This window comes from Streptomyces sp. sk2.1 (genome assembly GCF_008120935.1).
GTDB lineage: Bacteria > Actinomycetota > Actinomycetes > Streptomycetales > Streptomycetaceae > Streptomyces.
In genome coordinates this window covers 1-12153 of sequence record NZ_RDBO01000176.1, presented here as the reverse complement: position 1 = coordinate 12153, position 12153 = coordinate 1, and the positions used below count along the sequence as shown (strand labels likewise).

Genomic DNA, 12153 nt, shown 5'->3' with positions numbered 1-12153 from the left:
TCCCTTCCCCGCCCGTTCCGGCCCCGTGCACGGGGCCCCACGAATCGTCCAGGAGGTTCCCCGATGACCGACATCATGTGGGACGCCGAGATCTACGAGAAGGCCGCCGACGCCGTACCGCCCGCGTCGGACGCCGCATGTCCCCCGCTCCCCGATCCCCGCCAACTCCGCAACACCCTGGGCAACTTCGCCACCGGCGTCGTCGTCCTCACCTACCGGTCGGGCAACACCCACTACGGCGTCACCGTGAACTCCTTCACCTCGGTGTCCCTGGACCCGCCGCTGGTGCTGGTGTCCATGCAGCGCACCTCGCGCGCCCTCAACCACCTGTTGGAACGGCCCTTCGCGGTCAACGTCCTCGGGGACAACCAGCTCGACACCGCGCTCCACTTCGCGGGCAGGCCCCAGGACCGGCCCGTCGACTGGATCACGGACGGCCCCGCGCCGCGCATCGGCGGCTCGCCCGCCTACTTCCAGTGCACGCCCTGGGCGGCCAATGACGGCGGGGACCACGTCCTGGTACTCGGCCGGGTGACGGCCTACGGCCAGCAGGACGACGCCCGGCCACTGCTCTTCTACCGCGGCCAGTGGAGCGCGCTGGCCCAGGAATCCGAGGCCGGCACCGAGAACGGTGTCCGGTCCGAAAGGAACCGACCGTGACCGGCCCCACCCCTCCCGCACCCGCCGACGTCCCCGCCCTCCTRGCACGGCTGGACGCCATCCGTCCCCTTCTGCTGGGCGAGGCCCCCGACAGCGAGCGGCTGCGCCGCCCGACGCCGGCGGTCCAGGACGCCCTGCGCGACAGCGGAGTCCTCAAGCTGACCGTGCCCGCCGAACTCGGCGGCCTGGACGCCTCCCCGCTCCAGGTCCTGGAGGTCATGGAGAAGCTGTCCCACACGGACGCCTCACTGGGCTGGCTCGTCCGGGCCCTGACGAGCGAGACCGCGACCGCTGCCGCCCACCTGGGCGACGAGGCCGTGGCCGCGCTCTTCGCCGACGGCGCCGACCCGCTGGTGGCGGGGCAGTCCACGTCGTTCACCGGCCGGGCCGTACGGGTCACGGGCGGCTGCCGGGTCAGCGGCGTCTGGCAGTTCGCCCCCGGCATATCCATGGCCACGCACCTCAACCTCTCCGCCACGGTCGAGGGGACCGGGGAACGGGTGGTCTGTCTCGTCCCCCGGTCCGCCGTACGGATCAGCGACAACTGGGACATGCTGGGGCTGCGCGCGACCGCGAGCCTGGACTACCGGGCCGAGGACGTGCTGGTCGAGGACGCGTACGTGTACGGCATCGGCCCCGGGAACGTCCGCCGGGGCCGCCCCGCGAACCGGCTGAGCCCCGCCCTCTCCGCCGGCCTGCACCAGGCCGCCTGGTCCCAGGGGGTCGGCCGGCGCATGCTCGACGAGCTGCGCGAGCTGACCCTGCGCAAGGACCCGGCGCAGGAGTCCCCGGTCACCAGCGACGAGTTCTTCGGCGAGTTCGCCCGCCACTTCTCGCACGTCCGCGGCACGATGGCGCTGCTCCGCGAGACATGGCGCGAGAACGAGTCGGCGCTCTCGACCGGGGCGCGCCTCAGTGACGAGCAGGAGACGATGTCCCGCCTCGCCTGCAGCCTCGCCGGCCGGACCGCGGTGGAGATCAGCCAACTCGTGCACCGGTTCGCCGGAGCGCGGGTCATGCGGGACGGGGTGCTGCAACGCTTCTTCCGCGACAGCCATGCCGGCAGCCAGCACCGGGGCTCCTCGCACATCGTGACGCAGAAGTGCGGCCGCATGCTGTCCGGCACCCTGCCCGCCGGTGCGCACTGGGGATTCTTCGACCTGATCGTCCCCGGACGTTCCGCCCTCGACGCCTGAAGACTTCCTGCGGGAGGAGAAGGAGAAGGACATGAAACTGGCAACCGTGCGCACCGCCGACGGGACGGTCGCGGCACGCCTGGACGGCGACGCGTTCACCGAGATCCCCGGCCACGCCGACCTCGGCGCCCTGCTGCGGAACGAGAACTGGCGCCGGCTCGCGGCCGACGCCGACGGGCGCCGCATCCCGGCCGCCGGGGCGGAGGGGGAGCACGGTGGAGATGTACGCGATCAGCCGGGCGGGGGTGAAGAGGAGGTCGGCGATCGGGTGTTCCTGGACCGTCGTGCCGTTGACCGTGGTGGACAGGGTCGCGGTGGCGGGGTCGAAGGCGTCGGGCGTGGTGAGGACCGGGCCCACCGGGGTGGAGCGGGCCCAGATCTTGCCCTGGAGCCATTCCGTGGTGCGGTACTGCCAGCCGCGCATGGAGATGTCGTTGGCGACCGTGTATCCGGCGATGCACCCGGCCGCCTCGTCCTCGTCCACCCGGTACGCGGTGCGGCCCACGACGACGGCGAGTTCGCCCTCCCAGTCCATCTCCGGGTCCTCCGGCACGGCGGCCACGGGGTCGGCCGGGCCCGCACCCCGCGGTGGTACCTGAAGACCGGCGATGTGGTCGAGGTGACCATCGACGGCATCGGCACACTGACCACCCCGATCACCTGAACCGGCCGGAGCAGGCGGCCCGGTGGGGCCTCCACCGACCATGATCCGGACGGCAGGGGCCCCACCGGGCCGGACACGAGGAGGGTTCGGCGCCGGAAGTCGGCACCGTGCCCGCGCCCGGCGGAGGCCGGAGGGCCGTGCCCACCGGGCGCGGGCACGGGGACGTCACGACACCAGGCCGGCTCCCTCCAGCTCGGTCAGCCGCACGGTGCACAGCCCGCCGCGCTCGGCCTTCACCTCCGTCACCTTCAGCTGCGTCCCCGGCGCGAGGATGTACTCCTCCTCACCGGTGAACGCGGAGAACCGCCGGATTCCCACCGCCCGCGCGGGCGTCACCTCGAACAGCGTCCGCCGGCCGCGCCCGCCGAGGAACGCGCGGGCCACACCCAGCTCGGACGTGCACGACGACACGCCCCACCACGTCACCGTCCGCCCCAGCGGGTACTGGGACCGAAGGTCCAGCGCCACCCCGCGCCACAACGGGCGCGTCTGCGCCGGCAGCGCCGCCATCGCCGAGAACAGCAGCCGCAGATACGGCAGGTACGGCGCCACCCGCTCGCGGTCCGACGAGCGCAGCACGGCGTTGAGCTCGCGGTAGAAGCCCGACTCGCACGTGTACAGGTAGAGGGCCGAGATCGCGTCGGCCGACAGGGCGCCCACGGCCTCCTCGGGCAGGACGCCCGCGGACGCCGCCTCCGCGGCCTTCGTCTCCCCGAAACGGCTCGACAGATCGATGTGCCGGTCCAGGTTTCCGAGCACCTGCGAGACCGGCTCGACAGCCTTCCGGAAGTCCATCAGCGGCGTGTCGAACACCCCGGTGACGGGCGGCAGGACGAGGCCCTCGTCCTTGACGCTGGTGAGCCGCTCCAGATACAGCTGGTGCAGCTCCATCGTGGACGCGATGAACGCCCCCATCCGCTGCGCGACGACGCCGTCCTCCGGCCCGCCGGTTCCGCCCGTCCCCTGGTCCCAGCCCTTCTGCGGCAGCCAGTCGACCGGCTCGGCCCCCACCGCCGCCAGGGCGTCGTTCACCTGGGCGAAATGGTCGCCCTCGCAGAACAGATCCCCCTGTGCGGCCGGATTGGCGTGGTCCAGGTGACGGACCTCCACTCCCGGGTACTTCTTCTCCAGCCGCTGGACGACCCTCTTCAGGCTCCGGGCGTGTGCGCCCCACCAGGCGAACACCACCCCCCGGTCATCCTCCTCCACCGCGTCCTGCTTCGCCCGGAGGATCTCCTCGACGATCTGTTCGGCCACGGGGCGCCAGAACGATGTGTGCCGATCGGTGGCCATCGCCCCGTCCGCGCTCGCCGTGAGGGAGGCGTTCAGCAGCAGCACGCCCTGGGTGAGCATCGCCTGGAACCACTCGGGCGGCTGAACCGTGTCCTGTTTCTTCAGCAGGGCGCGTACGTCGGCGATCGGGGTCTTCTTGACGATGCCGTACTTCCACATCGCGGCCGCCTTGATGAGGCAGCGGATGCTCACGACCCGGCCGAACTGGCTGTCCTTCCAGTCGTTGAAGGTGTTGTCGAACATCGCGATGCCGGTCGCGCTCTCCGCCCGCGGATAGGGGTTCTGTCCGAAGACGACCACCTTCCACTTCTCCGGCGGATGCGGCTTCAGCGCCTGGAACGTCAGCTCGCGCACCGGAACGACCTCCGGGCTGCGCTTCGGGCCGATGAAGTCGGCGGCTCCCGGCTGCGCCTCGATCACCGGTCCGAGCAGCGGCAGCCACGGCTCGCCGCCACCGGTGAACAGGTCGGCCAGTCCCAGCGGATCCCCGGCCGGGGAACCGGCGTCGCCCGCGGCCGTCACGTCGGCATCACTCACGAGGGTGGAACTCCCCATACTCGGACCGGGCGCCTCCACGGGCGTCCCGGCATGCTGAACAGCTGCGGTGGGTTCGTCGCCGGTGTCGGCGCCCTGGGCGGCACCGGCCTGGGAGGTCTTCGGGTCAGTGACGAAAGGAAGGCCGCTGCGGCACGTTGATCCGGACCCGCCGTGCGGACCCCGCTCCCTCGATGTCGTCGAGCTGCCCCAGCACGGTGGCCCGCAACTCGTCGTAGTCCGCGAAATCGTGGTCGTGGAAGAGGGTGTAGCCCGTCCACATCAAGTTGGCGCACACCTTCGCGGGCACCTTCCCGGTCTGCGCGCCCATCCCGACCAGGGCCACCGACCGGATGCTGCCCGGCTTCGCCCGGTTCTGCAGATGCACCGCCTGGAAGGCGGCCGCGCAGGCCAGGGCCACGTTCATCGTGTCGCTGACGTTCTGCGACGACTGGCGCATGGTGGGCGTCGAGATCAGGTACCGGGGCGTGTCGGCCCCGGACGGGACGCACACCGCGCTGCCCACCGGGAGCCGTCCGCCGAACCGGTCACGGATCGCCCGCTGCACCCGCACCTGGATGCCCGCGCCGAGGTACCGCTTGACGACGGCGTCGACCCCACCGTCCATCCGGCCGCGCTCGTTGGTGGGAGAGACCCAGGCGTCGGCGTCCACGTCGAGCAGGGAACCCCACCTGATCTCGACCTCCGGTGTATCCGCGAACGCGGACCGCCAAGCCCTCACCACCCCGTCGTTGACGTCCACCAGGACGACTCTCAACGCATGCCTGACACCCACGAATTCACCCTTCTCGCCCCGTGATCCCGAACAACTCCGAAACTATCGTGCGCCACTGACAACGCCGTTCGACGGAGTTGTTCGAGCAGGCGACCGGTGCCGGCGGACGGCCGGGCGGCCTCCGGACCGGGCGGCCTCCCGCGCCGGACGTGCCCGGTCGTTGCTCACTTCTCGGTGAGGGAGATCCTTCCCGCGTGCAGACGGCCGTCGCCGCCGTCGAAGTACACCCGGTCGCCGACGACGGCCGCGTCGGGGTCGTCCGGCGACAGACGTGTCTCGGCCGGGGACTTGCCGGTGCGGGCGTCGGCGGCGTGCAGTGTGCCGGCTTCCGTGCTGAAGAGCACCGAGCCGTCCAGCAGACCGTGCAGTTCGGGTTCGCCCTCCGTGTGCGTGGTCCAGAGCGGTTTGCCGGAGCCGGCGGCGACCGCGTGCACGTCCCCGGGGCTCGGCGTGCTGTCGTTCTCGCCGGTGCCTCCGAGGATCACGCCGTCGGTGACCAGCAGCGGTTCGAGCCATTTCCTGCTCTGGACGTCCGGCCTGTAGGTCCACAGCCGTGTGCCCCGCCGGGCGTCGACGGCGTGGAGGCCGCCCCGGCTGTCGCCGGCGTAGACCGTGTCCCCCGACACCTTGATCGCCGTCACCTCGGCGCCGTATCTGTCCTGTGTGCGGTACCGCCAGCGCTGGTCCCCGGTGTCCGCGTCCAGGGCGTAGAAGTAGGAGCCGTCCTTCTCCCACATCCCGCCGTAGAGCACCCCGTCCACCACCGTGAGCGCGTCGGACAGGCCGTACTCGACCGGTCGGGTCCACTTCAGCCGCCCGGTGGCCGCGTCCAGCGCCGACACGGCGTACCTGCCGAAAGGTTTCGAACCCTCGGGGAGGTCGTACAGGGCGTTCACGTAGACGGTCCCGTCGGCCACCACGATCCGCAGGTAGAGGTTGAACGTCGTGCCGGGTGCCGTGTGCGCCTGCGCGCCCACGCTCCAGACCCGCTTGCCGCTGTCCAGGGAGATGCCCTGGATCGTGCCCCGCTCGTCGCTGGAGGCCACCACCAGACCGTCGCCCACGCCCTCCAGGGACGACGCGGTCGGGTCGTCGTACGTCCACGCGGTGTCGCCGCTGTCGGTGTCCACCGCGTGCAGCAGACCGTCCTGGCCCTCGCCGACCACCTTGCCACCGGCGACCACCGGGTGCCACAGGTCCTCGTCGGACGGCCACTCCTCCCGCACCGTCAGCTGTTTCGCGACGGCCGCGGGGCCGGCACTGCTCCCGCCGCCGCTGCCGCCGCTCCCGCGCGACGAGCCGGAGAAGGCGCGGGGCAGAAGCAGTCCGGCGACGACGGCGAGGGCGACGAACGTGCCCGCCGCGGCAAGAACGGCCGTACGCCGCTGCCGGATCCACTCACCCGGGCGGGCGGCGGACGAAGGCCGCCCGGGCGGCCCACCGAGCCGTGCGGTGGCGACGTCGGTGTGCGCAGGGCCGACCGTGGGCAGGTCCGCGCCCGCCGTCGCCCTGCCCGTCTCCTCCGGCAGCGGGTCCGTGCGCAGCGCCATGACGTCGTCGGCGACCGGCTCGGGCAGCCAGGCGGCGCCGCCGAACGTGCCCCTGGCTCCGTCGGCCCCCTCCCACCGGCCCAGCTCCGCGACGAGCTCCGGCACTCCGGGCCGCCGTAGCGGATCCTTGGCGAGGCACCGGCCGACCACGTCGGCGAGTTCGCCGGGCAGCCCCGACAGGTCCGGGTCCTCGTGGACGACGCGGTAACTGACGCCGTGCGCGTGCCCGCCCCCGAACGCGCTGGTGCCGGTCACGGCGTACACCATCAGCGCGCCGAGCGCGAACACATCGCCCGCGGGCCCCACTTCACGGCCGATCAGCTGCTCGGGCGGAAGGTAGCCGGGACTGCCGACCACGGCCCCGGTGGCCGTCAGCTTGGTGTCGTCGGCGGCCACCGAGATCCCGAAGTCGATCACCCTGGGGCCGTCCGGCGCCAGCAGCACGTTCGACGGCTTCAGATCGCGGTGCACCACCCCGGCCCGGTGGATCGCCTCCAGTGCCTCCGCCAGTCCGGAGCCCAGCGCCCGTACGGACCGCTCGGGCCAGGCACCGTGCCTGGCGACCGCCGTTCCCAGCGAGAGACCCGGCACGTGGGCGGTGGCCAGCCACGGCGCTTCCGCGTCCGGGTCCGCGTCGACCAGGGACGCGGTGAAGGGGCCCGTCACCCGCCGCGCCGCCGCCACCTCCCTCCGGAACCGTGCACGGAAGGACGGGTCATCGGCCAGTTCGTCGTGCACCACCTTCACTGCGGTCGCCCGGCCGCCCGGCGACCGGGCGAGGTACACCCGGCCCATCCCGCCCGAGCCGAGCCTTCCGACGATCCGGTACGGGCCGATCCTCGCGGGGTCCCCCGCCTCCAGCGGCGCGAACGCCTGCACTGGCTCCTCCTCGTTCGTCGTTCTCCGGCCGTGTACGGCACATGTGGGTCAGGTCGCGGCCCGGTAGGCGGTCAGCCGTCCGTTCAGCTCGACGAACACGGTGTTCCCGACGATCCCGAAGTCCGCGTCGTCGTCCACGTCGACCGGTTCCCGCCATCGGGTTTTTCCGCTGTCGGCGTCCAGCGCGCTCAGATACCCCTCCGAGTCATGGACGAGGACGGTGTCGTCCACGACGGTCAGGGACGTCACCTCGTCGGTTTTCTGCTTCTTCCGCCACAGCACCCGACCGGTGTCCGCGTCGAAGGCCGACACATAGCCGTCGTTCTCGAAGTAGACGTTCCCGTCGGCCACTTCGGGCCCACCGGCTCCCCCGCCGAGCCGCCCGTCCCACAACTCCCCCTCGAAGGTGCCGCGCCACGCCTCGTCGCCCGACGCGGCGTCGACGGCGTACAGGGCGCCGTCCTTGGTCCCGAAGTAGACCTTGCCGCCCGCCGCCACGGGCGCCGTCTCCACCTCGCTGTCGGCCTCGTAGATCCATGTCTCCTTGCGCGTACGGGTGTTGACCGCGATCAGCTCCTTCTTGCCGTGCGTGAGGAGCGTGTCACCGGTGACGGAGACGTCGTCGGACGTCAGGCCCTCGAACACGTGCTTCCACAGCTCGTCCCCCGTGCGCGGGTCGAGGACGTAGAAGAAGGCGTTCATGTGCGCGTAGGCGGCGCCGCCCACGGCCACGGGGGAGGGATGGAAGGAGTCGTCCATGTGCTTCCAGAGCGGATCGCCGTTGTCCGCGTCCAGCGCGTACAGGTACTGGCCGCTGCCGTAGTACAGCAGGCCGCCCGAGACGGCGGTGATCTCGATGTCGTCGCCCACCGTGTTCTTCACGTAATCGCTCTCCCCGGAGACGTCGGAGACCTTGACCCGGCGGGCCCAGCGATCGGAGCCCCCGGCGACGGACAGGGCGGTGATCTCGTGGCGTTCCTTGTTCTCGAGGTAGACCGCCCGCTCCGTCGCCATGGCCATGGTCTGCCCCTCGTCCAGGGACCGGGACCAGATCTCTTCGACGTTCGCGGGGGCGGCGGGCCGGGAGTCGTCCTTCTCCTCGTCCGCGGACACCCGCCACACGACGACGCCGGTCACGACGACGGCCAGGGCGGTCGCCGTGGCGAGAGCCGTCCGCAGGCGTCGGCGCCGGGCGCGCGGAGGTGTGCCGGACGGGGGCTCCGGCGCACCGTCGGCCGGGGGTTCCGGCCTGCCGTCCTCCGCCCGGGGCATGGGCTCGGTGGGCGTCTCGTCCCGCATCCGGGTGGCGGAGTCGACCACCGGGGCGGGCATCCATCCGGCTGTCGCGACGCCCCCGTCGCTCTCCTCGCCCCCGTCCGGTGCCGGGGCGCCCCGGTACGTGTGCCGGTCGCCGTCGGCGGGTTCCGGGTGCCCCAACTCGTTCAGCAGCCATGGCACCGCGGGCCGTTCCCGGGGGTCCTTCGCCAGGCACCGGGCCACCACCGCCGCGAGTGCGGGCGCCAGACCCCTCAGGTCGGGGTTCTCGTGAACGACCCGGTAGTTGACCGCCTGGGACGGTCCGCCACCGAACGGGCCGACGCCCGCGGCCGCGTACGCCAGCACCGCCCCCAGCGCGAACACGTCACCGGCCGGACCGACACCCTCGTGGCGCAGTTGTTCGGGCGGGATGAAACCGGGAGTGCCGATCACCGTTCCGGTTTCGGTGAGCGCGGTGTCGCCGGCCGCCGCCGAGATCCCGAAGTCGATCACCCTGGGGCCGTCCGGCGCCAGCAGCACGTTCGACGGCTTCAGATCACGGTGCACCAGGTCCGCCGCGTGCACGGCGGCGAGCGCCTCGGCCAGGGCGGCGCCCAGACCGCGTACCGCCTGCTCCGGCCACACCCCGTGCCGGGTCACCGCCTCCTGGAGCGACAGCCCGGGGACGTACTCCGTGGCCAGCCAGGCCGGGTTCCCCGACGGATCGGCGTCGACCACCGCGGCGGTGCAGAAGCCCGTCACCCGTCGTGCGGCCTCGACCTCGCGTGCGAAGCGCAGCCGGAACCCCTCGTCCCACAGCAGTGCTTCCCGCACCACCTTCACCGCCACCGCACGTCCTCCGGGCGAACGGCCCAGGTACACCCGGCCCATGCCGCCCTGCCCCAGTCTGGCCAGCAGCCGGTACCGGCCCACCCGCACCGGATCACCCGCCGTCAACGGTACCGACGCCACCGCCCACCTCTCCTGCTGTCCACACCTTTGCCGGCCCGTCGTCCCGGCGGACCTTCCCGCACGGAACTCCGGGTAACGGCCCCTTGGTTCCAGCATGCCGCAGGTGGGACCCGCGTCGCAGGCTGTCGCTCACGGAGTGGACGTGCTCCGTGACGCGGCGGGCGGGCACACCTGTCCGTGGGGCGCCCCACGGCCGCAGCGGCGGCTTCCGGTTCCCCCGACTCCTTTTCCTTCTCCTCCGGTTGCTGCCCGTCGACGCCGCGGCCGGCCCCGCGGTGCCGAGGCGTCCGCACCTGACCGTTCCCACGCTCCCGAGCCCGGAAGGGGTCCGTTCCGAGGGCCGCGGCCCCACACGGGCTGCCGTGTCAGGGCACCCGCAGATCCCAGTCGGGTTCCCAACGCCGTACCGACCCGCCCGTGCCCGCGGAGAGGGCGAACCGTGCGCCCGGGCTGATCAGGACGGCCGACACCTTCCCTTCGTGGCCCTCCAGAACGCACAGGCACCGGCCGGTGGCGAGTTCCCAGATCCGTACGGTGGTGTCGCTTCCGCCGGAGATGGCGAAGCGCGCGTCGGGGCTGAACCGCACCCGTTTGGACGGCACCTCGGGCACCGAGCCGATCCCCCTCCGGCTGTCGGGTTCATCGCCGAAGACGCGCGGGCACGCGCCCGTCGCCGCGTCCCACAGCCGGATCGTGCGGTCGGTGTACCCGCCCGAGGAGAGAACGTACCGGCCGTCCGCGCTCAGGCAGACCGACATCACCCAATTGGTGTGGCCGCGGAGCGTCCGCGCGCACCGTCCGGTGTTCAGGTCCCACAGCCGCACCGTCCCGTCCCTCCCCCCGGAAACGGCGAGCCCCGGCCCGAACCAGAGTGCGGTGGCATTCGGATGCGGTGGCAGTTTCCGCTCGCACACCCCGATGTCCAGGTTCCACAGCTGAAGCGCGTCATGGCCCGCCACCAGTGCCATCCGCGCGGCCGAGTCGAACGCGGTCACGCCCAGCGCCGACGGATCGTCCACAACGGTGACCCGCTCACCGCTCCGGACCGACCACGCGACGATCGTTGTGCCCGTCGCGTACACCGCCCGTGTCCCGTCGTCACTGATCCCGACGGCGGCGACCAGGTGGGGCCGCTTCTCGGTCACGCGCTTGCGGGTTCCGCTCTCCAGGTTCCACACCCGTACGCTGCCGCCGCCCCCTCCGGACACGGCGACGCGGCCGTCGGCGCTCGTGCCCAGGGCCACCTGTCCGGCGTCGGTCCCGGCGTCGAACACCCCGGTGGGCCACGCGGAGCGGAGGCCCACCCGGGTCGCGGACCTCCCGAGCCCGTGCCACGCGGCGAGCAGCCCCGGCTCGCGCTCGTGCCCGGGCACCGCCCTGGCCCCGGTGAGCAACTCCAGGGCGGTTCGCGGCTCTTCGGCCGTCCGGGCGCGGCTCATCAGGTCGGCCACCCTGCTGCGGAACATGTCCAGCTCGGGGTGCCGGCGCGGTCGGCTCAGCCGGGGCGGGGCGGTGTACCGCTCGGGCAGTGCCCACCAGCTCAGTCGATCGTCCTGCCGGCCGGTGCGCAGGAGGCCCGTCCCCGGGTCGAAATGGGCCGCGAGCAGGCGGCTTCCGTTTCCCCGGAGGGTGCGCCGGCACCGTCCGTCCTCCATCGTCCACAGGCGGACCGTGTCGTCCACGTCCATGGACACCACCACATCGCCCGCCACCGACACCCGGGGAAGCCGTCCCACTCCCCGGAACACGCGGGCGCGCCCGCTGCGGAGGTCCCAGACCCGGATCTCCCCGTCACCCGCCACCGCCGCCCGTTCCGCATCGGCGGCGAGCCAGGCCCCGTGGACGCGTTCACAACTGTCGAGCACGTGGACACAACGGCCTGTCGCCACGTCCCACACGCGTGCCGTGCCGTCCGTACGGCCCGCGCCGAGCACGAGTCGGCCGTCGTGGCCGATCGCCGCCGTCGCCCTGCTGTCGTGCCCGTCGAGGACCAGCCGGAGCGCACCGCTGGGGAAGTCCCAGACGAGCACGATCCCGCCGTGGTACGCCGCGACGGCGACCCGTCCGTCGCCGCTGAGGCCCACCGAGTTGGGCCAGTGGAGTATCCGGTCCAGCCCTTCTCGGCGGCCGTCGAAGACGGCGTCGAAGACCCGCAGGCAGCGCCCCTCGGCCAGGTCACAGAACCGCACGGTGTACAGCCCGGCGGTGATCGCGTACCGGCCGTCGCCGCTGATGCCGAGTTCGACGGACCCCTCCTTCGGGGTGACCGGTGCCGCCACCTCCCGCAGGCACCGCCCCTCGTGCACCCGGGCGACCTCGTAACGCCCGTCCACGACCTGCCCGACCCGCCAC

The 12153-nt window shown here is 72.5% G+C and carries 7 protein-coding genes and 1 pseudogene; 2 read left to right on the top strand and 6 right to left on the bottom strand.

Annotated features, from left to right (window positions below; genetic code table 11):
- The first annotated feature begins 63 nt into the window (after positions 1 to 63).
- Both EAO76_RS42030 and EAO76_RS42025 read left to right on the top strand, forming a co-directional pair.
- Positions 64 to 660, top strand: a complete 597-nt coding sequence (locus EAO76_RS42030; RefSeq protein WP_148841488.1) for a flavin reductase family protein — start codon at positions 64 to 66, stop codon at positions 658 to 660.
- On the top strand, positions 657 to 1856 hold the full coding sequence (locus EAO76_RS42025; RefSeq protein WP_148841487.1) for an acyl-CoA dehydrogenase family protein: 1200 nt from the start codon (positions 657 to 659) through the stop codon (positions 1854 to 1856). The genes EAO76_RS42030 and EAO76_RS42025 overlap by 4 nt, the downstream gene beginning before the upstream one ends.
- A 253-nt stretch (positions 1857 to 2109) precedes the next feature.
- Here the strand turns inward: EAO76_RS42025 and EAO76_RS42015 are convergent.
- The 6 genes and pseudogenes from EAO76_RS42015 to EAO76_RS41985 all read right to left on the bottom strand — a co-directional run.
- Positions 2110 to 2391: pseudogene (locus EAO76_RS42015) on the bottom strand (fumarylacetoacetate hydrolase family protein); the annotation flags it as partial.
- Between the two features lie 294 nt (positions 2392 to 2685).
- On the bottom strand, positions 2686 to 4350 hold the full coding sequence (locus EAO76_RS42005) for an ADP-ribosyltransferase domain-containing protein (protein ID WP_262376213.1): 1665 nt from the start codon (positions 4348 to 4350) through the stop codon (positions 2686 to 2688).
- Between the two features lie 124 nt (positions 4351 to 4474).
- Complete coding sequence (locus tag EAO76_RS42000) at positions 4475 to 5143, bottom strand: macro domain-containing protein (RefSeq protein WP_148841485.1); 669 nt, start codon at positions 5141 to 5143, stop codon at positions 4475 to 4477.
- 164 nt (positions 5144 to 5307) lie between these two features.
- On the bottom strand, positions 5308 to 7572 hold the full coding sequence (locus EAO76_RS41995) for a protein kinase domain-containing protein (RefSeq protein WP_148841484.1): 2265 nt from the start codon (positions 7570 to 7572) through the stop codon (positions 5308 to 5310).
- 48 nt (positions 7573 to 7620) lie between these two features.
- Complete coding sequence (locus EAO76_RS41990; protein WP_222872269.1) at positions 7621 to 9801, bottom strand: protein kinase domain-containing protein; 2181 nt, start codon at positions 9799 to 9801, stop codon at positions 7621 to 7623.
- Between the two features lie 365 nt (positions 9802 to 10166).
- On the bottom strand, positions 10167 to 12153 hold a 1987-nt coding region (locus tag EAO76_RS41985; RefSeq protein ID WP_262376212.1), incomplete at its 5' end, for a WD40 repeat domain-containing protein.